This is a genomic window from Micromonospora arida (genome assembly GCF_042873195.1).
Classification (GTDB): Bacteria; Actinomycetota; Actinomycetes; order Mycobacteriales; family Micromonosporaceae; genus Micromonospora; species Micromonospora arida.
The window spans coordinates 42564-62602 of record NZ_JBIALC010000016.1 but is presented as its reverse complement, the minus strand read 5'-3'; the positions used below and the strand labels follow the sequence as shown (position 1 = coordinate 62602).

General features: G+C 70.3%; 22 protein-coding genes. 4 read left to right on the top strand and 18 right to left on the bottom strand.

The genetic code is table 11. From position 1 onward, the window contains the following. Position 1: 1 nt before the first annotated feature. On the bottom strand, positions 2 to 1027 hold the full coding sequence (gene fbaA, locus ACFYP0_RS30660) for a class II fructose-bisphosphate aldolase (RefSeq protein WP_124853722.1): 1026 nt from the start codon (positions 1025 to 1027) through the stop codon (positions 2 to 4). A gap of 136 nt (positions 1028 to 1163) precedes the next feature. After that, positions 1164 to 1547 carry a phage holin family protein gene (locus ACFYP0_RS30655; protein ID WP_238677616.1) on the bottom strand — a complete coding sequence of 128 codons (384 nt, stop codon included), beginning with the start codon at positions 1545 to 1547 and terminating at the stop codon, positions 1164 to 1166. Positions 1548 to 1670: 123 nt separating this feature from the next. On the opposite strand from ACFYP0_RS30655, the gene ACFYP0_RS30650 reads away from it, so the two are divergent. Next, positions 1671 to 1883 carry a hypothetical protein gene (locus ACFYP0_RS30650; protein ID WP_356975671.1) on the top strand — a complete coding sequence of 71 codons (213 nt, stop codon included), beginning with the start codon at positions 1671 to 1673 and terminating at the stop codon, positions 1881 to 1883. 136 nt (positions 1884 to 2019) lie between these two features. Further along, positions 2020 to 3582 (top strand): LPXTG cell wall anchor domain-containing protein, encoded by a 1563-nt coding sequence (locus ACFYP0_RS30645; RefSeq protein ID WP_356975669.1) that lies wholly within the window; start codon positions 2020 to 2022, stop codon positions 3580 to 3582. Positions 3583 to 3653: 71 nt separating this feature from the next. Here the strand turns inward: ACFYP0_RS30645 and ACFYP0_RS30640 are convergent, their stop codons facing one another. Both ACFYP0_RS30640 and ACFYP0_RS30635 read right to left on the bottom strand, forming a co-directional pair. Then, positions 3654 to 4715, bottom strand: a complete 1062-nt coding sequence (locus ACFYP0_RS30640; RefSeq protein ID WP_355495757.1) for an LCP family protein — start codon at positions 4713 to 4715, stop codon at positions 3654 to 3656. 2 nt (positions 4716 to 4717) lie between these two features. Beyond that, positions 4718 to 5197, bottom strand: coding sequence for a SigE family RNA polymerase sigma factor (locus tag ACFYP0_RS30635; RefSeq protein WP_355495754.1), 480 nt, complete (start codon positions 5195 to 5197; stop codon positions 4718 to 4720). Between the two features lie 180 nt (positions 5198 to 5377). On the opposite strand from ACFYP0_RS30635, the gene ACFYP0_RS30630 reads away from it, so the two are divergent. Together ACFYP0_RS30630 and ACFYP0_RS30625 are read left to right on the top strand one after the other, a co-directional pair. Continuing rightward, positions 5378 to 6955 carry an LPXTG cell wall anchor domain-containing protein gene (locus ACFYP0_RS30630; RefSeq protein ID WP_124853727.1) on the top strand — a complete coding sequence of 526 codons (1578 nt, stop codon included), beginning with the start codon at positions 5378 to 5380 and terminating at the stop codon, positions 6953 to 6955. A 188-nt stretch (positions 6956 to 7143) separates the two neighbouring features. Continuing rightward, entirely contained in the window at positions 7144 to 7965 is an 822-nt protein-coding gene (locus tag ACFYP0_RS30625) for a DedA family protein (RefSeq protein ID WP_124853728.1), read from the top strand. Between the two features lie 166 nt (positions 7966 to 8131). On the opposite strand, the gene ACFYP0_RS30620 is transcribed toward ACFYP0_RS30625, so the two are convergent. The 14 genes from ACFYP0_RS30620 to ACFYP0_RS30555 form a co-directional block, all read right to left on the bottom strand. Beyond that, positions 8132 to 8509, bottom strand: a complete 378-nt coding sequence (locus ACFYP0_RS30620) for an ArsR/SmtB family transcription factor (protein WP_030332125.1) — start codon at positions 8507 to 8509, stop codon at positions 8132 to 8134. A gap of 57 nt (positions 8510 to 8566) precedes the next feature. Continuing rightward, the gene (gene pyrE, locus ACFYP0_RS30615; RefSeq protein WP_091396156.1) at positions 8567 to 9106 is read right to left on the bottom strand and encodes an orotate phosphoribosyltransferase; all 540 of its coding nucleotides are present in this window, start codon (positions 9104 to 9106) and stop codon (positions 8567 to 8569) included. A gap of 169 nt (positions 9107 to 9275) precedes the next feature. Then, a complete protein-coding gene (locus ACFYP0_RS30610; protein WP_355495747.1) occupies positions 9276 to 10085 on the bottom strand; it encodes an SDR family NAD(P)-dependent oxidoreductase in 810 nt (269 codons plus the stop codon). Between the two features lie 10 nt (positions 10086 to 10095). Then, complete coding sequence (locus ACFYP0_RS30605; protein WP_355495744.1) at positions 10096 to 10752, bottom strand: hypothetical protein; 657 nt, start codon at positions 10750 to 10752, stop codon at positions 10096 to 10098. Positions 10753 to 10824: 72 nt separating this feature from the next. Further along, positions 10825 to 11592 carry a hypothetical protein gene (locus ACFYP0_RS30600; RefSeq protein WP_124853309.1) on the bottom strand — a complete coding sequence of 256 codons (768 nt, stop codon included), beginning with the start codon at positions 11590 to 11592 and terminating at the stop codon, positions 10825 to 10827. Positions 11593 to 11693: 101 nt separating this feature from the next. After that, entirely contained in the window at positions 11694 to 12272 is a 579-nt protein-coding gene (locus tag ACFYP0_RS30595) for a DUF4178 domain-containing protein (protein ID WP_124853308.1), read from the bottom strand. Positions 12273 to 12369: 97 nt separating this feature from the next. After that, the gene (locus tag ACFYP0_RS30590; protein ID WP_112725824.1) at positions 12370 to 12750 is read right to left on the bottom strand and encodes a hypothetical protein; all 381 of its coding nucleotides are present in this window, start codon (positions 12748 to 12750) and stop codon (positions 12370 to 12372) included. A gap of 112 nt (positions 12751 to 12862) precedes the next feature. Further along, positions 12863 to 14455, bottom strand: coding sequence for a polyamine aminopropyltransferase (locus tag ACFYP0_RS30585; RefSeq protein WP_355495736.1), 1593 nt, complete (start codon positions 14453 to 14455; stop codon positions 12863 to 12865). Between the two features lie 52 nt (positions 14456 to 14507). Next, positions 14508 to 14930, bottom strand: a complete 423-nt coding sequence (locus ACFYP0_RS30580) for a DUF350 domain-containing protein (protein ID WP_124853533.1) — start codon at positions 14928 to 14930, stop codon at positions 14508 to 14510. A gap of 34 nt (positions 14931 to 14964) precedes the next feature. Continuing rightward, a complete protein-coding gene (locus ACFYP0_RS30575) occupies positions 14965 to 15390 on the bottom strand; it encodes a DUF4247 domain-containing protein (protein WP_355495733.1) in 426 nt (141 codons plus the stop codon). Beyond that, the gene (locus tag ACFYP0_RS30570) at positions 15387 to 15899 is read right to left on the bottom strand and encodes a DUF2617 family protein (RefSeq protein WP_386998389.1); all 513 of its coding nucleotides are present in this window, start codon (positions 15897 to 15899) and stop codon (positions 15387 to 15389) included. The genes ACFYP0_RS30575 and ACFYP0_RS30570 overlap by 4 nt, the downstream gene beginning before the upstream one ends. Before the next feature lies 1 nt (position 15900). Next, positions 15901 to 16527 carry a DUF4178 domain-containing protein gene (locus ACFYP0_RS30565; protein ID WP_356975663.1) on the bottom strand — a complete coding sequence of 209 codons (627 nt, stop codon included), beginning with the start codon at positions 16525 to 16527 and terminating at the stop codon, positions 15901 to 15903. A gap of 176 nt (positions 16528 to 16703) precedes the next feature. After that, positions 16704 to 19295, bottom strand: a complete 2592-nt coding sequence (clpB, locus tag ACFYP0_RS30560) for an ATP-dependent chaperone ClpB (protein ID WP_355495728.1) — start codon at positions 19293 to 19295, stop codon at positions 16704 to 16706. An 85-nt stretch (positions 19296 to 19380) separates the two neighbouring features. Then, the gene (locus tag ACFYP0_RS30555; protein ID WP_355495725.1) at positions 19381 to 20025 is read right to left on the bottom strand and encodes a TetR/AcrR family transcriptional regulator; all 645 of its coding nucleotides are present in this window, start codon (positions 20023 to 20025) and stop codon (positions 19381 to 19383) included. Positions 20026 to 20039: the final 14 nt, after the last annotated feature.

Below are 20039 nucleotides of genomic sequence, written 5' to 3'. Positions count from 1 at the left end.
GTTACTTGGTCATCGTGGTGCCGGTCGAACGCAGGTGCTCGCAGGCCTCGACGACCCGGGCGGCCAGGCCGGCCTCGGCGGCCTTGCCCCAGGCGCGCGGGTCGTACTGCTTCTTGTTGCCGACCTCGCCGTCGATCTTCAGCACGCCGTCGTAGTTGCGGAGCATGTGGTCCACGACGGGCCGGGTGAAGGCGTACTGGGTGTCGGTGTCGATGTTCATCTTCACCACGCCGTAGTCCAGAGCCTCACGGATCTCGCTCAGCAGGGAGCCCGAGCCGCCGTGGAAGACCAGGCTGAGCGGCTTGTCCTTGCCGTACTTGGCGCCGACGGCGTCCTGGATCTGCTTGAGGATCTCCGGACGCAGCTTGACGTTGCCCGGCTTGTAGACGCCGTGCACGTTGCCGAAGGTCAGCGCCGCCATGTAGCGGCCCTTCTCGCCGAGGCCGAGCGCCTCGACCATGGCCAGGCCGTCATCGGTGGTGGTGTAGAGCTTGTCGTTGATGGCGTTCTCGACGCCGTCCTCCTCGCCACCGACGACACCGACCTCGATCTCAAGGACGATCTTGGCCTTGGCGGCCTCGTCGAGCAGCTGCGCGGCGATCTGCAGGTTCTCCGCGACCGGCACGGCCGAGCCGTCCCACATGTGCGACTGGTACAGCGGCTCCTCGCCGCGCTTCACCCGCTCCTGCGAGATGCCCATCAGCGGACGCACGAACCCGTCCAGCTTGTCCTTCGGGCAGTGGTCGGTGTGCAGGGCGATGTTCACCGAGTACTTCTTGGCGACCTCGTGCGCGTACGCGGCGAACGCGACCGCGCCGGTGACCATGTCCTTGATCGAGGGGCCGGAGAGGTATTCGGCGCCACCGGTGGAGACCTGGATGATGCCGTCGCTCTCCGCGTCGGCGAAGCCCTTGAGCGCTGCGTTCAGCGTCTGGGAGGAGGTCACGTTGATCGCGGGGTACGCGTACCGGCCAGCCTTGGCGCGGTCCAGCATCTCCGCGTAAGCCTCGGGGGAAGCGATGGGCATGTGATGCGCTCCTTACTTACCACTCTCGGCCGTGCTGGCCGCTGTTCTTCATTTGTGCGCCGGACCGCGCTGTCCTCCACCCGGAAGTATCCCGTAGGTGAGGTGCGCCGGAACAACCGACCCGGGTGCTAGCCGTTCACCGGCGGTCCAGGTTGTCCGGCACGATGACGCTGATCAACCAGGTCACCACGGTCATCACGATGGCTCCCCAGAACGCCGGCCAGAATCCGTCCACCTGGAACGGCAGGTCGAGCCCGCTGGCGATCCGGTCGGTGAGCAGGAACAGCAACGCGTTGACCACCAGCGCGAACAGGCCCAGGGTCAGCAGGTAGAACACGCAACCGACGACCCGGATCACCGGTTTGAGCACCGCGTTGATCACGCCGAAGATCAGCGCCACCACGATCAGGGTGAGCACTGTGTTGCCACCCGAGCGGCCGTGCACGTCCACCCCGGGCACGATCAGCGTGGTTATCCACAACGCAACCGCGGTGATCGCCAGTCTGATGAGGAAGCCCACGGCACCATCCTGGCATCGGGTCGCGTCGCCGAGGGCTGATTCCGCCTACTCCGCTTCCGGGCGGTGTGCCCGCCCAGCCCGTACGGTGGGTGGGAACGTGCCCCGAGACCCCCGGGAGGGACGATGGGTCAGCCCGACGAGGGCTTCATCCCCGGCGACCACCTCACGCCCGACGAACGCGACCCCGAGACGGACCCGGCCGACGCTGTCGATCAGGCGACGGTCGCTGGCCCGGCCGACGTCGACAGTGAGCCGCACCGCGGCCTGGAGGTCGACGACTGGGACGCGATGGAGCAGGCCCGGGTGGTCACCGGGGACGAGGACGACTACCGCTGATTCCGGCTGCCCATTGCGACAGGGGTGTTCACCCGTTCGGGTCATTAGACAAATGTCGATCCGAGAGGGTTACCGGAGGGGTCGTGGCGTCCCTAAGTTGGACGAGCGCCACCTGCATCCCCACGGGAGGACCCCCATGCTCAAGCACTCGCTCCGCTGGCTGACCGGGCTCGGCGCCGCAGGCGCGTTGATCGCCGCCTCCGCCACCCCCGCCGTCGCCGCACCCGCGATCGAGCCCTACTTCCAGGACGCCACCCTTGCCATCGGCTCGGAGGCGACCATCCGCGGCCTGTTGCTGTACTCCGACGAGCCGACGGTCCTCAGCGACGTCTCCGTGCGGTACGACTACCGCTCCCTGGCTAACAAGATCACTGTGACTCCTGCCGACGGCCAGAAGTGCACCGCGCCGGAGCCGGGCGTTCTCGTCTGCACGGAGCCCTCCGATGTCGTCCTGTACGAGATGCCGCCGCTCGGCGGCGGGATCTACCGCAACGGGGCCAAGCGGGTGCACCTCGGCCTCACCGAAGATGCGCAGCTCGGCGACTCCGGCGACGTCGCGGTCAGCTTCCAGGCGGCCGGGGGACGGCGCGGCAGCTACACCTCCCGGGTCCGGGTCGGCGAGGGGGTCGACCTGGCCGGCGGGGAGTTCACCAGCCTCTCCGCCAAGCCGGGGGGGAAGTTCACGGTGCCGCTGGTCGTGGTCAACGCCGGCGACAAGACCGTCACCGGATTCGTCACGGTCTTCGACCTCCCCTACTCGATCCGGACCAAGGACCGGTTCAGCAACTGCAGCTACTCCGACGGCCACCTGGTCTCCTGCCAGTTCGACGTGGACATCCCGGTGGGCACCGGGCTGGCCACCACGCTGAACCTCGAACTCGCCAAGGACACCTACGCGCCGGCCAACCACTCCGGCTACGCCCAGTTCATGACCGTTGCCGATTTCGAGGACCTGACCCGGGTGCGGGAAGCAGCCGGCGCCCGCGCGGCCACCCCCGGCAGCGGCCCGAAACTGACTCTGGCCAAGGCGCCCGGAGCAACGCGGCAGGCCGACCAGACCGACGTCGGTCCGGGCAACGAATACACCGGGTGGACCGTCAAGGCGACCGGCACGAACGGCACCGACCTCGCGGCGATCGGCGCCACGCTCAAGGGCACGGCCGGCACCGTCGTCACGGCCACCGTCGGCTTCCGGAACAACGGCCCGGCGACGCTCGACAACGTCAGCGAAGAGTACGAGGCCGCCACCCACACCGACGTCGAGCTACCGCCGGGCACCACCGCCGTCGAGGTCCCCGACAACTGCTGGTTGCGGCAGGACGCCACCCGCACGTACCTGTGCGCCTCGGAGATGCTCCTGGTGGCCGGGAAGACGTACACCATGAAGTTCCGGCTGCGCATCGACAAGGTCATTCCCAACGCCCGCGGCGCGGTACGGGTCAACGCGCCGTGCGAGTGCCCCGCCGGCGGCGGCTTCCAGGACGACATCAAGCCGGCCAACGACAGGGCCACCATCGTGGTCAACGCGGCCCAGGGCGGCGGTGGCCAAGGCGACGGTGGCGGTGGCGGTGGCGGTGGTTCGCTGCCCATCACCGGCGCCCCCACCAACCTGATCGCCGGCATCGGCGGCCTGCTGCTCCTCGCCGGTGTGGGCAGCTACCTGCTCGCCCGGCGCCGCGACACCCGCTTCGGCGCCTGACCGAACCCGCCGACCGGTGCCCCGCCGTCCCCTAGCTGGACAGCGGGGCACCGTCGCGAATTCCCCGTCCGTCATCGTGCGGGGTTGACCTGCTCCGGGTGCTGCGCCACCCACTGCGCCAACCGATCCTCGCGCAGAGCGGCGAGGAACGCCCGGCCCTGCTTCGGGTCCAGCGGCAGCAGCGTACGGTCATCCACCGGCTGGCCGACCGGGAGGCTGAGCCCCACCGGGTCGACGCTCTTCAGCTTGGGCAGCACCGCCACCAGCCTGGTCAGTGGCAGGCCGTCGTCGTCGACCGCCAGACCCTTACCGGGGACCGACAGCAGTGCGTTGAGCCGCACCGGATTGGTCAGCACCTCCTTGGCGACCGCCGCTCGGATCAACCCGGCGACATAGCGCTGGGCGTTACGGTCCCGGTCCAACGCACCATCGGGCAGGTACCGCCGTTGCCGCAGCAGGTCCACGGAGGAAGCTCCGTCGAGCCGCTGACAGCCGGCCGGAAAGACCCGGCGGGTGTGCCAGGAACGAACCTCCTTCGGTAGGCAGACCTCCACCCCGTCGACAGCGTCGGTGATCCGGCGCAGCCCGGCGAAGGTCAGCACCGCGCCGGCGTCGACGCGTACCCCGGTCAGGTCGGCGACCACCTGGCGGGTCAGGTCGTAGCCGGCGTCCAGGTCGGGCCGGGGCTCGCCGGCACCGCTGTGGAACGCCCTGTTCAGCTTGTCGATCCCCCGGCCGGGGATCGACACCTCCAGGTCGCGCGGCAACGAGATGAGGTACGGCCGGCTCCGGTCCGCCGGGATGTGCACCAGCAGGACGGAGTCCGCCAACCGGTACGGCGGTTGCTCGCCCAATCCGTCCACGCCGAGCAGCAGGACATTCAGCGCCCCGGACTGCGCGTCAGCCGGTTTTCCCGACATCAACGGATCCGCAGCTGGTCGATCGGGTCGCAGCTGCGGCACCCCGACTCCGAGCGCGCCGAGCAGGGCCAGCGTGACACCAGCGGCCTGGAACCGTTGCCGGCGACGACGGCGGACAGCGGCGAGCCGGTCGATCGCGACCCGCAGCGGGCCGGTCGACGGGGTCAACGGTTCGTGCCGGGCGAACGCGGCACGCAGGTCATCCTCGATCATGTTCACGCCTCCACGTACTCGGCCCGGAGCGTGGCCAGGGCCCGGGAGATGGACGAACGGACGGTCCCGACGGCACAGCCGAGGATGTCGGCGATCTCGACGTCGGGCAGGTCCTCGTAGTAGCGCAGCACCAGAGCAGCCCGCTGCCGACGAGGCAGCCGGGAAAGCCAGGACCAGACCTGGTCCCGGTCCACGGCGGACTGGGCGTGGTCGGTGGACAACGGCACCGACGCGTCGGGCTCCCCGCGCAGCAGCACTCGGCGCACCCACGAGCCGCGCCGCCAGTCGACGTACTGGTTGGTGAGCATCCGGCGTACGTAACGCTCGGGCGAGTCCGCGCGGGCGACCCGACGCCAGTTGAGCTGGACCCGGACCATGGTCTCCTGGACCAGATCCTGAGCCTGGTGTGGTTCGCCGGTCAGCATCACCGCGTACCGCAGTAGCGGGGCCAGCCGCGCGTCCGCGAACTCCTCGTACGTCACTGCACCTCCCGGGGGTTCCTGCCACAGATGACGGAAGCGGACCGACCGAACGTTGCGGTGACTCTGATCAACCTTTTGGTTGGTCTTATCCAGTGGACGGCTCCGAGGGCTGCAATCAGCCTTAGCGATTCCTTAAGATCCGCAGGCTCCACCTGATCCCCCAACTGGAGGAACCCCCTCATGCTCACCCACTCCACCCGGCGTTGGCTCGCCGGACTGGGCGTAGCAGGCGCGTTCGTCGCTGCCTCCGCCAGCCCGGCCGTCGCCGCCCCGGAGGCGCCCATCGAACTGGGCGTCTATTTCAGCGACACCACGATTGCTGCGGAGTCCGAAGGCAAGATCGACTCCCCCCTCCTGTTCGCCTCCGAGCCGGTGGTGGTCGAAGGCCTCACTGTCACCTACGACTACCGGGACCTGAGCGGTGTCGTCCAGGTCAAGCCCGAATCGTCGAGCTTCGACTGCAAGTCGCCGGAGGCCGGCGTTCTGGTCTGCACCGACCCCTTCGAGATCGGTCTCGAGGAGTGGGCCTTCGGCGGCCTCTTCGAGGTGGCCCTGACGCCGGCCGCGAAGGCTGCCGACGGCGACACCGGCAACCTCAAGGTCACGGTCAGCGCCGAAGGCCTCGCTCCGGCCAGCCACACCGCCAAGCTGCGGATCGGCGAGGGCGTCGACCTGGCTGCCCCGGGCGAGGAAACCAACATCTCGTCCGCTCCTGGCGGCACGTTCAGCGCTCCGCTGACGCTCAGCAACGCTGGCAAGACCACCGCCAAGGGAGCGGTCGCGGTCTTCGACCTCGACTACGCGATCCGCCCCGACAAGCAGTACAGCAACTGCACCTACGAGGACGGTCACCTGCGGACCTGCGCCTTCGACGAGGTAACCGCCGCCGGCAAGGCCCGCTCGGTTTCGCTGTCCTACGTGCTCGGCAAGGACACCTACGCGCCGGGCAGCGAGTACGGCTACTACAACTGGATGACGATCGCCGAGTTCGAGGACTTCAACGCCTACCTCCAGGCCGGGGGCATCTCGGTTGGGAAGCCCGGTAACGGTCCGGTCCTGAGCCTTCCGGAGGTCCCGTCCGAGATGGGGGCGCGCGGCTTCCAGGCTGACACCGACCCGATGAACAACTGGTCCGGCATGAACGTCAAGGTCACCGGCAAGAACGGCACGGACCTGGTGGCGGTCGGCGGCCAGCTGACCGGCAAGGCCGGCGACGTGGTCACGGCCTCCGTCGGAGTCCGCAACGACGGCCCGGCCGCTCTGGACTTCGGCCGCTCGGGCACGCCGGTCACCAAGATCGACATCGCCGTTCCGGCGGGCACCACCGCAGTCGAGGTTCCCGAGTTCTGCGCGCCGCTCAACGGCGACGAGCAGGACTGGGAGAACGCCGGCAAGCCGGGCGCGAAGCTCTACCGCTGCTACCCGGACATCTTCATCGGTGTCGGTGAGAAGCAGTTGGTCGACATCGGCCTCCGGATCGACAAGGTGATCGAGAACGCGGCGGGCACCGTCACCATCAACGCCAAGTGCGAGTGCGACGGCTTCACCGAGGACCTGAAGCCGGCCAACGACGTCGCCAAGATCCTGGTCAACGTGGCCGGCGGCACGGGCGGTGGCGACGGTGACGGTGACGGCGGCACCCTGCCGATCACCGGTCAGTCCACCGGGCTGATCGCCGGCCTCGGCGCGCTGCTGCTCGCCGCGGGCGCCGGCGGCTACCTGGTGGCCAAGCGCCGCCGGACCCGCTTCGTCGCCTGACCCATCCCGCACCACCGGTGCCCCGTCGACCACCACGGTCGGCGGGGCACCGTCGTTGGACCCCACGACGCCGGGACGCTGTCGGTTGGACCCCAGGGCGCGGGGACTCTGTCGTCGGACCCCACGACGCGGGCGGGTGGTGACGGGCCGGTCCGGCGCGGCCGGGGCCCTGGGCTTCGGTACCCTTTGTGGCCGTGGACACAGCTGAGAAGACCCGCGCTCTCGTGGAGAGCGTCGCCCTGAACCCGCTCGATCCCAAGGATCTGTTGCAGACCTTCGGGCTGATCGGCGTGTGGGTGATCCTCTTCGCCGAGACCGGCCTGCTGGTGGGCTTCTTCTTCCCGGGTGACTCGCTGCTGTTCCTCGCCGGGGTCGCCTCGTCACCGGTGGCGGACGCGATCTTCGGCGACGGCACCCGCCTCTCGCTTGCCGGCCTGCTGATCGGTGGGCCGATCTGCGCGATCGCCGGCGCCCAGCTGGGGCACTGGCTCGGCGCGCGGTACGGCCGGCCGATGTTCGAGCGGCCGAACTCGCGACTCTTCAAGAAGGAGTACGTGGAGAAGGCCGAGTACTACTTCCAGAAGTTCGGCCCGGCGAAGGCCGTCGTGCTGGCGCGCTTCATTCCGATCGTCCGGACGTTCCTCAACCCGGTCGCGGGCGCGCTCGGCATGCCGGCCAGGAAGTTCCTGCTCTGGAACATCGTCGGCGCGGTGCTCTGGGTGGACGGCATCCTGCTGATCGGCTACCTGCTGGCTGAGCAGATCTACCAGGCCATCGGCGACAAGATCGACCGCTACATCCTGCCGGTGGTGGCCCTGATCATTTTGATCTCGGTGCTGCCGATCTTCTTCGAGTTCCTGCGCGACAGGCGGGCTCGTAAGCGCGGCGAGGCGGTCGCTGTGGTCGCGGCGGCCAGTGCCGCTGGTGCCGTGGAGGCGGCCCGCGAGGCGTTCGACCACGACGGGCACCAGCACGGCCATCAGCGCCCGGAGCACGGTCAGGACCGTTGAGCGGTACGACGACGGCCGGCCCCCTGGCAAGGGGGTCGGCCGTCGGCATGTCGAACCCGGCCTCCGGTGGTGCGACCGGGGACGAGCAGGTGTCAACCACCGGTGGCGCCACCCCTGGCTCGCCACCGGACGCCGCCCCGGCTCGGGACGGCGTGTAGTGCCTACGTCAGCGGGCCTTCTTGGTGGCCCGCTTACGCGGCGGGGTCAGCAGGTCGGCGATCGTCGCGATCGCACTCGGGACCAGGCTGTAGTACGCCCAGACACCGCGCTTCTCCCGCTGCAACAAGCCAGCCTCGGTGAGGATGCGCAGGTGATGACTGACCGTCGGCTGAGAGAGGCCGAGCGGCGCCGTCAGGTCACAGACGCACGCCTCGCCCTCGGGGGCCGACTGGATCAGGCTGAGCAGCCGCAACCGAGCAGGATCAGCAAGGGCCTTGAGGACCCCGGCGAGACGCTCGGCATCGGCACGTTCGATCGGCTCGCCGTTTAGCGGCGAGATCTGAGGCATAGTCATTTCGGCCAACGCAGTTCCCACGTATTCCATCCTTCCACCAGCAGCATCGATCCGCCTGCATATCAGCAGATCCGAATCGGCAGACTTTTACGCCACAAGGCCGAGGTCAGCCAACGTATAGGCCGCCCGGTACGGCAATCCGGCGGCTCGCACCGCGTCGCCGGCGCCTCGATCAACAATAACCACAACGCCCACGACTTCCGCCCCGGCCTCGCGAAGCGCCTCGACAGCGGTCAAAACACTTCCGCCCGTCGTGGATGTGTCCTCCACCGCCAACACTCGGCGGCCAGCCACCTCCGGTCCCTCGATCCGCCGCTGAAGACCGTGAGCCTTGCCCGCCTTGCGCACCACAAAGGCGTCCAGGGCCCGGCCGGTCGGAGCGGCGGCGTGCAACATCGAGAGCGCGACAGGGTCCGCGCCCAGGGTGAGGCCCCCAACGGCGTCGAACTCCCAGTCGGCGGTGAGGTCGAGCATCACCCGGCCGACCAGAGGAGCGGCCCGGTGATGGAGCGTGACGCGCCGCAGATCCACGTACCAGTCTGCCTCGCGCCCCGACGAGAGCACGACCCGCCCGTGGACCACAGCCAGGTCGGTAATGAATTTACGCAGGTCGTCGTGGTCCCCCATGGCGATAGAGGTTACTGCGCAACTCTGAACGCCGCGTGCGGGGTCCACCCTGATCAGCCCGGAGGGGAACCGATGACTGGCGATGCTCGACTACGCTCAGCAACTGGCCCGACAGCGGCGCGCCAACGCCGTCCCACCACCGCCTGGGGGTCGACGGGCCGGTCGAAGCTCAGCGCTCGTCGCGACCGATCCGGCCGCGGGTGTCCCGCGCGACCGCCTGGAGCAGCCGCCGCGGCGCGTGTCGCATGCCGGCGACGACCACCTTGTACTTCCACGCCGGGATGCTGACCATCTTGCCTTTGCGCAGGTCACGCAGGGCTTCGTCCACCACATCCTCGGCCCGCAGCCACAGCCACTCCGGCGTCTTGGACATGTTGATGCCGGCCCGCTGATGGAATTCGGTGCGGGTGTAACCGGGGCAGAGGGCCATCACCTGAACGCCGAACGGCCGCGCCGACTGCCCGACGGACTCGCTGAAGTTGGTGACCCACGCCTTGCTGGCCGAGTACGTCGATCCGGGCATGGCCGTACCGAAACCGGCGACCGAAGAGACATTTATCACTGCCCCATTTCGCCGTTCAGTCATCGATCGGAGCGCCGCCAGGGTCAAACGCATGACCGCGTGCACGTTGAGTCGCAACAGTCGCGCCTCGTCCTCCGCCGTGGAGCGCAGGAACGGTTTGTTCAGGCTGATCCCCGCATTGTTGACCAGCAGGTGCACCGGGCTGCCGTCGGCGAGCCGCTGCTCCACGGTGGCGCAGCCGTCGTCGGTGGACAGATCCGCCGGGATCGTCTCCACCTCGCGCCCGTACGTGGAACCCAGCTCGGTGGCCAACTCGGTCAGCCGCGCCGCGTCGCGGGCAACGAGCACCAGGTGCCAGCCGTCGGCGGCCAGTCGTCGCGTGAACGCCGCGCCGATGCCGGCGGTGGCCCCGGTGATCAGGGCTCGGCGCTCGGCAGTCGTGGGGTCGAGCGTCACGAAGTGGTCCTCACCTGGGCGGGTACGGGGGCGTGTGCGGCGCCGACGGGGGCTGGTGCGGGGCGGGCGTGAACATGGGCGGTGCGGTTGGTGCCGTGGAGCGGTGGCGGCCGAACCAGCTGTTCGCCGCCGGCAGCGCCAGCAGCATAGCTACTACAAGGTAACCGAGCGCCTGTGCGACGGAAAGCCCGGCGTTGAGCGGGATCCACCAGGACGGGTACGCGTCGCCGATCAGACCGAGCAACTCGGCGAGAGCCTGCTCGCCGGAGCCCAGTTGCAGTGGCGCGGACCGTTCGCCGACGACCACCGCCACGCTGCAGCAGCCGGCGAGCAGGCCGAGCCCGCTGACCACCCAGGTCGCCACCCGGACACCGTTGCGACCGGTCAGCAGCCCCAGGGCCAGGCCGGCGAGCAACGGCGCGGAGAGCACCGCCACCACCGCCGACAGCACCGCGGACGCGCGGAGCAGAGTCACCACGTCGTCGATCTGCTCCGGGCTCGCCGAGGTGTCGCGGGCGGCGGAGCGGAACGCGTCGACCGTGCCGCCCAGCACCACCAGGTCGACCACTGCGTACGCGAGCGCGGCGACAGCCATCACCGACAGCACGGTCACGGCCGACAGGACGGCGGCGGGCCGGCGGGCCGGTGCCGATTCCGGGTACGACACGACGAATCCCTCCGGTAGGCGTCGGGTTGCAACCTACTCGGAGGGATCGTCGGCGTCGTGCTTATCGAGCCGTCAGCTGGTCGGCGGCGGGTTTGACCCGGGCCGGTCCGTTGGCGGCGTGTCGTCCGGCCGGTTCGCGGTCGGTGGCGGCGGGTAGCTCGGCTCCCCACTCGACGGATAACCCGGCTCAGCCGATGCCTGCGGATAACCCGGCTGACCGGGCGCCTGCGGGTGGCCCGGGTAGCTGGCGCCCGGGGTGGGCGGCTCCCAGCCCGCGGTGGGCTTGCGGAAGAACGGGTTGGCCTTGGGCAGCGCCAGCAGGACCAGCGCCGCGATCAGCGCGATCAGGCTGAGCACGCCGAGCAGGAGGCTGACCGGGGTGACCCAGGAGGGCAGGGCCTCCTCCAGGCGGCGCTGGATCTCCTCGGGGCTCGGCCCGTCGCCGGTGGTCCCGCCACCGGTGTTGAAGCCGCCGGCCGCGTTGCTGAGCAGGCCACCGCCCACGCAGCAGACCATGATGCCGCCGACGATCCAGGTGGTGATCCGGGCGCCGTTGCGGCCCTGGTTGTTGAACAGGGCCAGCACGCCCAGCACGACCGCGAGCAGCAGCAGGACGATGCTCCCGCCGATGCCGACGACGGCGAAGACGTCGGCCACCTGGTCACCATCGGTGGCGCTGTCCGCGTACGCCGCACGGAGCGCGTCCCGCGTCTTGCCGAAGGTGCTGAGCGTGATGATCAGACTGATCACCTGGAGCGCCAGGAACAGGAAGAGCAGGTAACTGGAAATCGACACAATGGATGGCCGCTGACGGGCCGGCGTGCTCTGGGAATCGACCACGATTCTCCTTCCCTAAGATCGCGCCCACACCGTATCGACAACCGGCCAGTTCGGCATGCCGTGACGAGCCCGGCGCGTCCGCCCGGTCCGGCTCGGTGGCGTCAGGAACGGGGCGGGAGGATCGCCAGGTCGGCGGGGTCGAGCAGGTCACCGCGGGCGACCTGCCAGCCCTCTTCGCCGTACGCCTCGAAGGAGAGCCGCGCGGCGGCACCGGACTGGTAGTCGTGGTAGCGCATCGTCCCGGTCGACGGCAACTCGGTCTCTCCGGTGGCGGTGTAACGCGCCTGCCCGGTCTCGGCCCACGTGTAGCGCCGCCCGCCGAGTTCGATGGTCGGGGCGCCCGGGGTGACGGTCGCGCCCGGTTCGGCGGTCCAGAACACCAGCTCGAGTTCGAGGCCGGCCTCCACGGAGAGCCGGTGGCGGGTGCCGGAGTCGCCGTCGAGGAGGTGCTGCACCCAACTCCAGTCGCCCTCGACCAGACGGATCGTGGCTCTCACCGCGTACTCCCGCTCGCGGATCCGCACGCTGTCGCCCGGGGTCAGGCGGAGCGGGCCGTCGCGCGGTGGCTCCGCCGGCTGGCCGTCCGGCCGGCCCGTCGGCCGTCGGCGTGCCCACACGACGACCACGACCACCGCGAGTACGGCAACAGCCGCCACCAGGCACGTCACCAGCGTGTCCACCCGACCACCTCCCCAGGTACGTCGGCGCAGACGGTAACAACCCTCGGCACCAGGAAGGCCCGCGCTGTGGCCGACAGCTCAGCTGACGGCGAATGGATCATGCTGCGGCGAGCCGCCGACTGGCGTAGGTGCCCAGGGTCTCCCGGTCCATCACGCAGCCGACGAAGGTGGTGAACTCGCTCGGGTCGTCCCGCAGCGACGTCCAGGCCGCTCGGGCCGCCTCCGGGTCGACCCGCTCCAGCAGCGTGGCCGCGTACGCCCGGCCGGCGGGTGTGCCGTCTGCCAGCACCCGGTCGAGCTGGCGGCGTACCTCCTCGGGGTGATCGCTGAGGGCCGCCTCGACCCGGTGGTACGCCTCGGTCACCGGCAACAGCGTGCCCGCGATCCCCACCCCACCAAAGGCGAGCGTGTCAGCCGCCACCAACTCGTCGACGGCGGCGCCCAATTCGCGCTCCCAAGCCTTCCGCATCCCAAACATGCCTCCACCCTTTCCCCGTCCGCACCCACTCCACCCCGTTGATCAAGAGGTTTGCGCCATGAGCGGACTCTCTCCTGACACAGCCACCGTGTTCAGGCGCCAGATGGTGGGGTCAGTAGCCGCGCCACTCCGTGCGGGCGTAGTCGAGGACCCTCGGTTGGAGGAGGGTGCTGGGGGGCACGTTCAGGCGGGCGCGGTCGGGGGGAAAGGCCGCCGCCGCCCGCAGCACGCCCGGGTCGAGGAAACGCAGCCGGGGCGCGTCGGCCGGCAGTTCCAGCACCGGCGGGACGGTTCCCGCCGTGGCGAGCAGGAAACCCCAGTCGCCGAAGGACGGCACGTCGACGTGGTACGGCACTGTGGCGAAGCCGGCTTCCCGCACCGACGCATCGATCGACCAGTATGAGCGGGGCGCGAAGTACGGCGAGCCGGACTGCACCACCAGCCGTCCCTGCTCGGCGAGCACCGACCTGATCAGCGCGTAGAACTCGACGGTGTAGAGCTTGGCGGTGGCCGTCTCGTCCGGGTCGGGCAGGTCGGCGACCACCACGTCGAAGCGCTCGGCGGCGGTACGCAGCCACCCGAACGCGTCAGTGTTCAGCACCCGTACGCGGGGGTCGTCGAGCGAGCCGCCGTTGAGCGCCCGCAGCTGCGGCACGGTGGTGGCCAGCGCCACCACCGCCGGGTCGAGGTCGACCACTGTCACCCGGCGGACGTCCGGGTACCGCAGGATCTCCCGGACGGCGAGGCCGTCGCCGGCACCGAGAACCAGGACGTCGCCACGCGGGCCGCGCATCGCCGGATGCACCAGCGCCTCGTGGTAGCGGTACTCGTCGACCGAGCTGAACTGGAGATCACCGTTGAGGAACAACCGCAGGTCGGTGTCGGCGTGGCCGACCTCCCGTACCGACCGGGTCAGCACGATCTCCTGGTAACGGGAGCGTTCGGCGTACACAACGGGGTCCCGGTAGAGCTGCTGCCGGGCGGTCACCTCGAAGTCGGAGGCGGTCACCCAGGCGTACCCCAGGCAGAGCGCGACCACGACCGAGCCGGCGCCGAGGACGAGCCGGGCCCTGCGGCTCAGTTCCCTCCGGAACACCGTGCAGACCAGGGCGAGACCGGCCACCGCGTTCACCGCGCCGACCACCAGGGCACCCTTGAGCTGGCCGAAGACGGGGATCAGCAGGAACGGGAAGGCGAGCCCGCCGAGCAGCGCGCCGACGTAGTCGGCGGCGAACAGGTCGGCCACCGCACTGCCGGCGGCCTGTTCGCGGATGCGCTGAAGCATCACCATCAGCAGCGGAATCTCCGCGCCGATCAGCAGGCCCAGCACGAAGGCGGTGCCCACCAGCGCCGGGCCGTACAGGTCGAGCCAGGCGAAGGCGGCGTAGAGGCCGAGCACGGACAGACCACCGAGCAGGGCCAGGGTCAGTTCGATCACCGCGAACGCAGCGGCGGCCCGGGGCTGCAACGGCTTCGCGACCAGCGCGCCGACCCCCATCGCGAAGACCATCACGCCGAGCACGATCGACGCCTGCCCGACGGTGTCGCCGATCAGGTAGCTGCCGAGCGCGACCAGGGCCAGCTCGTAGACCAGCCCGCAGGCGGCGCAGACGAAGACCGCGACCAGCACCGCCGCGCGGGCCAGCCGCCAGTGCGGCCGGGCCTCGGTGCCGCCGTCGACCACCGGCGGCGCCCCGGTGCTCATGGCCGCCCCGGGTACGGCCGGCCGGCACCGCCCGGTCGCGGACCCCCGGTCATCAGAGGATCGCGGCGGCGATGATCGCGCCGGTGGCCAGGTGCACCACTGCCGACACCCACACGGCGGGGTGCGGCTCCGGGTCGACCAGCAGCTCGCCGAGCCGGCCCGGGGTCACCGCGTCGAGCAGCAGGAACGCGGCGGCCATGATGACCAGGCCGACGATCCCGTACGCCGCCGCGCCGACCAGCCCCAGGGCGAAGTCGTCGTCGCTGGCGACGATCGCCGCGACCACGATGGTGCCGACGCCGAGCAGGTTGGACGCGAGCAGCAGCGCCGCGTTGCGATTGCGCTCGTTCCAGATCAGTTCGTGGAGCTTGCCGGGGGTGGTCAGGTCGACCAGCGCGTAGCCGACGCCCATGAGGACGACGCCGACCGCGCCGAAGGCGAGGGTGGCCAGCAGATCGGTGACGAGGTTCTGCACGGAGGGGCTCCAGGTGAAGGGGTCGGGCGTCGGGCTACTTGCCGGTGCCGGGGCCGCCGCCCCGAACGCTGCTGCCGCGTCCCCAACCCCAGTACGACCCGACGGTCGAGTGGTAGCGGGGGTGAGCGGTGTCCATGTCCTCGAGCAGGATCACCGAGCCGGCGGCGATCGGCAGGATCACCACCGAGTCGTCGTCATAGCGCAGGTAGACGCCGCTGCCGTCGGTGTACCGGTCGGACGGCTTCCACGCGTCGGTCAGTTCCTCGGCAACTGTGGTCGGTGACTTGGACGAGGTGTACGCGGTCGCTTCCCGGCCGATGTCCCGGCTGGCCGCTCGTGAATACCTGTCCTGCACGTAGGCGCGCGGGGAGAAGGTGCCGTTGACGAGCGCGAAGGCCGCGACCAGCACGCCGACCACGGCCACCGCCGCGCCCACCACGAACCAGCGTCGGTATGTCATCGCAGTGCCACCACCGTCTCGGTCAGGACCAGCTCATTGGTCTGGGGGTACGCGTGCCAGGTACGCCAGCCGACCGACCCGTGCGGCGGGTCGGTGCGCACGGCCAGTGCGGTGACCGCGTCCGGGTCACCGGGAAAGACTCCGACCAGGGCGTACGGGTCGTCGGCCAGGTCGGCGCGGAGCCCGGCGATCCGGGTGTGCAACTCCCCGTCGGCGGGGCGCAGCACGCTGGCGGTGAAGCGGTAGCCGCCCGCCTCGTCGTGCAGGGCGCCGGGCAGGTGCGGCGGCCGACCAGGCAGGCAGGCGACCGTCTCGGTGAGTCCGGCCGCACCGCCGGGTTCGGCCAGCACGACCTGGTGGGACGCGCCGAGCAGGCGCAGCCGCAGCCGGACGTCCCCGGGCAGCGTGAGGTCGCGGACGTGCAACGCGGGCCGCTCCGGGCCACCGAGTGCCAGGCTCAAGTCGGCAGCGCAGGTGTCGACGTACGGGGTGTGGAGGCTCACCAACACGTCAGCTGGCCTCCGGCCCGGCCTGCGGGTACACCATCACGTCGGCGCGGTGCAACTGCTCGCCCCGGGCGACCTCCCAGCCGGCCTGGCCGTACGCCTCGAAGGAAAGCCGTTCGCCGCCCTGGGCCCGGTAGTCGTGGTATCGAAGGGTGCCACTGGGGTCGAGGCCGGTGCTGCCGGTGGCCGTGAAGCGGGCCTGACCGGACTCCTCCGAGGCGTAGCGACGGCCGGCAAAGTCGAGGGTGGACGCACCCGGGGTGATCGTGGCGGCCGGCTCGGCGGTCCAGAGCACCAGCTTCAGGTCCGGGTCCTCCTCCACGGAGAGCCAGCGCTTGTCGCCCTCGACGGTGTCCAGCAGGTGCTCGGCCCAGCTCCAGCCGCCCTCATTCAGATGCACCGAGCCCCGGACCGCGTACGACACCCGGCGGATCTCGACGATGTCGCCGGGCTTGAGCCTGCGCGGGTCGCCGCGGAGCGCGTCACTGTCGGTGTCCCGGAACGGGTCTGCGGGTGCCGCCGGCCGGGCGGCCTTGCGGCCCTTGCGCAGCGCCACCACCGCCACCACGACCCCGGCGACTCCGATCAGACACCCCAGCGTCGTCACCAGGTACGCCACGGGACCATTCATGCCGACCACCTCCCCAAGTGCGTCGGCGGGAACGGTAACAACCCCGCGCACCTGGAGAAACACATCATTTTCTGGTGATGCGGCAGCTACGCAGCGTGCCGATGGAGCGCCGGTGGGGCGGAGAACGGGTCGGGCCGACCCCGCCTGCGAGGCGGGATCGGCCCGGGTGCGACGGATCAGGCGGCGGTTACGGAGAGGGTGTTGGTCTCGGTCGCGCGATCCACCTTCACCGTTTCGCCGTCGCGGATCTGACCGGACAGGAGGGCCTTCGCCAGTTGGTCTCCGATTGCGGTCTGGACCAGACGACGGAGCGGGCGCGCACCGTAGATCGGGTCGTAGCCGTGCTCGGCCAGCCAATCCCGGGCGGCATCGGTGATCTCCAGACCCAGCCGGCGATCGGCCAACCGTCGCCGCATCCGGTTCAACTGGATGTCGACGATGGAGCGCAGGTCGTCCCCGCGCAGCGAGGCGAAGACCACGATGTCGTCCAGCCGGTTGAGGAACTCCGGCTTGAAGTGCGACCGGACCACGGCCAGCACGCCCTCCCGACGCTGCTCATCGGCGAGCGTCAGGTCGCTGATCACCGACGACCCGAGGTTGGACGTGAGGATCAGGATCGCGTTGCGGAAGTCCACAGTGCGGCCCTGGCCGTCGGTGAGCCGGCCGTCGTCGAGCACCTGGAGCAGCACGTCGAAGACGTCCGGGTGGGCCTTCTCCACCTCGTCCAGCAGCACCACCGAGTACGGCCGTCGGCGCACCGCCTCGGTGAGCTGACCACCCTCGTTGTAACCGACGTAGCCGGGCGGGGCACCGACCAGGCGAGCGACCGAGTGCTTCTCGCCGTACTCGCTCATGTCGATGCGGACCATGGCCCGCTCGTCGTCGAAGAGGAACTCGGCGAGGGCCTTGGCCAGCTCGGTCTTGCCGACACCGGTGGGGCCGAGGAAGAGGAAGCTGCCGGTCGGGCGATCCGGGTCGGCGATGCCGGCCCGGGCACGGCGTACCGCGTCGGAGACCGCGCCGACCGCCTCGGTCTGGCCGACCACCCGGCCGCCCAGCGACTCCTCCATCCGCAGCAGCTTGGCCGTCTCACCCTCCAACAGGCGACCGGCGGGGATGCCGGTCCAGGAGGCGACCACCGCGGCGATGTCGTCCGCGCCGACCTCCTCCTTGAGCATCGCGCCGTCGGCCTGGAGCTGGGCCAGCTCCTCCTCGGCCTGCTTCAGCTCGACCTTCAGTGCGGGGATCCGGCCGTAGCGCAGCTCGGCGGCGCGTTCCAGCTCGCCGTCCCGCTCGGCCCTCTCGGCCTCACCGCCGAGGCGTTCCAACTCCTCCTTGGCGGTGGAGAGCTTGGTGATGTGGCTCTTCTCGGTCTGCCAACGCTCGGAGAGCACTGTGAGCTGCTCACGCTTGTCGGCCAACTCCTTGCGGAGCCGCTCCAACCGCTCGGCCGAGGCGGCGTCCGGCTCCTTGGCCAGGGCCATTTCCTCGATCTCCAAGCGGCGGACCGCCCGCTCGATCTCGTCCACCTCGACCGGACGCGAGTCGATCTCCATCCGGAGCCGGGACGCGGACTCGTCGACCAGGTCGATCGCCTTGTCCGGCAGGAACCGGTCGGTGATGTAACGGTCGGACAGTGTCGCGGCGGCCACCAGCGCGGCGTCGGTGATCCGTACGCCGTGGTGCACCTCGTAGCGCTCCTTGAGCCCGCGCAGGATGCCGATGGTGTCCTCGATGGTCGGCTCACCGACCAGCACCGGCTGGAAACGGCGCTCCAGCGCCGGGTCCTTCTCGATGTGCTCGCGGTACTCGTCCAGCGTGGTGGCGCCCACCATCCGCAGCTCACCACGGGCCAGCATCGGCTTGAGCATGTTGCCGGCGTCCATCGAGCCCTCGCCCTTGCCGGCGCCGACGACGGTGTGCAACTCGTCGAGGAACGTGATGACCTGCCCGTTGGAGTTCTTGATCTCCTCCAGGACGGACTTCAGCCGCTCCTCGAACTGGCCCCGGTACTGCGCGCCGGCGACCATCGCGCCGAGGTCCAGCGAGATCAGCTTCTTGTCGCGCAGGGACTCGGGCACGTCGCCGGTGACGATCCGCTGAGCCAGGCCCTCGACGATCGCGGTCTTGCCGACGCCGGGTTCACCGATCAGCACCGGGTTGTTCTTGGTACGCCGGGAGAGCACCTGGATGACCCGACGGATCTCGGAGTCCCGGCCGATGACCGGGTCGATCTTGCCGTCCCGGGCGCTGGCGGTGAGGTCGACGCCGTACTTGGTGAGGGCCTGGTAGGTCTGCTCGGGGTCGGCGGTGGTGACCCGACGGTCCCCACCGCGCACGGTCGGGAAGGCGGCGACCAGGGCCTCCTCGGTGGCACCGGCGGTCTTCAACGCGCCGGACACCGCTCCGCCCACTCGGGCCAGACCGGCGAGCAGGTGCTCGGTGGAGGTGTACTCGTCGCCCAACGGCCGGGCGATCTGCTCGGCGGCGCCGATGGCGTTGACGAACTCCCGAGCCAACGTCGGCTCGGCGATGCTGGAGCCGCGCGCGGCCGGCAGGTTGTCGACCGCGCGCTGGGCGGCCTGGCGCAGCTCGGTCGGGTCGGCCCCGACGGCGCGCAGCAGGCCGGTGGCGGTCGAGCCGTCGGTGTCCAGGAGTGACAGGAGCAGGTGCCAGGGCTCCACGGTGGCGTGACCACGCTGGTTGGCCAGCGCGACAGCGCCCGTGATGGTTTCGCGGCTCTTGGTGGTGAGTCTTTCGGTGTTCATGGGCTCCCCCGGATCGGCGTTGTCCACTGGATTGGACACAACCAGAGTTGAGCGTATTCCGCTCAACCTTAGCGCGTGACGCCCATCACTCCCGGAGCCGCCACCGCCAGTCGAACTCGCCGGCCGCCGGGGGCGGGCCGGGCAGCGGGTCCGCGTCCGGCACCGACGACAGGCCGGCCAGCAGGACCGCGAGCTGCCGGCGGCGCAGTTGGCGGGTCCGCTCCGGATCGGGTACGCGGACCGCGGCGCACGACTCCAACAACAACCCCAGATCGTGTACGACAGCGTCGGGGCGCAGCCGCCCGCTGGCGTGGGCCCGGTCGACCAGGGCGGTGGCCAACTCGCCGGCGCGCATCGCGTCCCGGCCCATCTCCTCGGTCGGGGTGAAGGTGCCGGCCAGGTGGACGGTGAGTGAGTGCACGTCGGCGTCGACCACCCGGGCCAGGAAGCCGGTGAACGCGGCCCAGTCGTCCGGCTCGTCGAGGGCGGTCTCGGCCTCCGCGACGTACCGGCGCAGCCCGTCGTGGCAGAGCTGGCGCAGCAGGTCCTCCTTGCCCGCGTAGCGCCGATAGAGGGCACTGATGCCGACACCCGCGCGCTCCGCGACGGCGGCGATCGGGGCCTTCGGGTCGTCGAGGAAGACGGCGCGGGCGGCTTCGAGGATGACCTCGTCGTTGCGGGCGGCCTGGGCGCGGCGACCGCCCAGCGTCTTGCCGGAAGTCGTTGACATGCCCCCAGCCTAAC

What these genes read in the sequence shown, in the direction of transcription:
- fbaA (WP_124853722.1), bottom strand. Translation starts at nt 1,027, where the DNA reads ATGCCCATCGCTTCCCCCGAGGCTTACGCGGAGATGCTGGACCGCGCC.
- ACFYP0_RS30650 (WP_356975671.1), top strand. Translation starts at nt 1,671, where the DNA reads ATGGGTCAGCCCGACGAGGGCTTCATCCCCGGCGACCACCTCACGCCC.
- ACFYP0_RS30645 (WP_356975669.1), top strand. Translation starts at nt 2,020, where the DNA reads ATGCTCAAGCACTCGCTCCGCTGGCTGACCGGGCTCGGCGCCGCAGGC.
- ACFYP0_RS30640 (WP_355495757.1), bottom strand. Translation starts at nt 4,715, where the DNA reads ATGATCGAGGATGACCTGCGTGCCGCGTTCGCCCGGCACGAACCGTTG.
- ACFYP0_RS30630 (WP_124853727.1), top strand. Translation starts at nt 5,378, where the DNA reads ATGCTCACCCACTCCACCCGGCGTTGGCTCGCCGGACTGGGCGTAGCA.
- ACFYP0_RS30620 (WP_030332125.1), bottom strand. Translation starts at nt 8,509, where the DNA reads ATGGAATACGTGGGAACTGCGTTGGCCGAAATGACTATGCCTCAGATC.
- pyrE (WP_091396156.1), bottom strand. Translation starts at nt 9,106, where the DNA reads ATGGGGGACCACGACGACCTGCGTAAATTCATTACCGACCTGGCTGTG.
- ACFYP0_RS30590 (WP_112725824.1), bottom strand. Translation starts at nt 12,750, where the DNA reads ATGTTTGGGATGCGGAAGGCTTGGGAGCGCGAATTGGGCGCCGCCGTC.
- ACFYP0_RS30585 (WP_355495736.1), bottom strand. Translation starts at nt 14,455, where the DNA reads ATGAGCACCGGGGCGCCGCCGGTGGTCGACGGCGGCACCGAGGCCCGG.
- ACFYP0_RS30575 (WP_355495733.1), bottom strand. Translation starts at nt 15,390, where the DNA reads ATGACATACCGACGCTGGTTCGTGGTGGGCGCGGCGGTGGCCGTGGTC.
- ACFYP0_RS30565 (WP_356975663.1), bottom strand. Translation starts at nt 16,527, where the DNA reads ATGAATGGTCCCGTGGCGTACCTGGTGACGACGCTGGGGTGTCTGATC.
- clpB (WP_355495728.1), bottom strand. Translation starts at nt 19,295, where the DNA reads ATGAACACCGAAAGACTCACCACCAAGAGCCGCGAAACCATCACGGGC.
- ACFYP0_RS30555 (WP_355495725.1), bottom strand. Translation starts at nt 20,025, where the DNA reads ATGTCAACGACTTCCGGCAAGACGCTGGGCGGTCGCCGCGCCCAGGCC.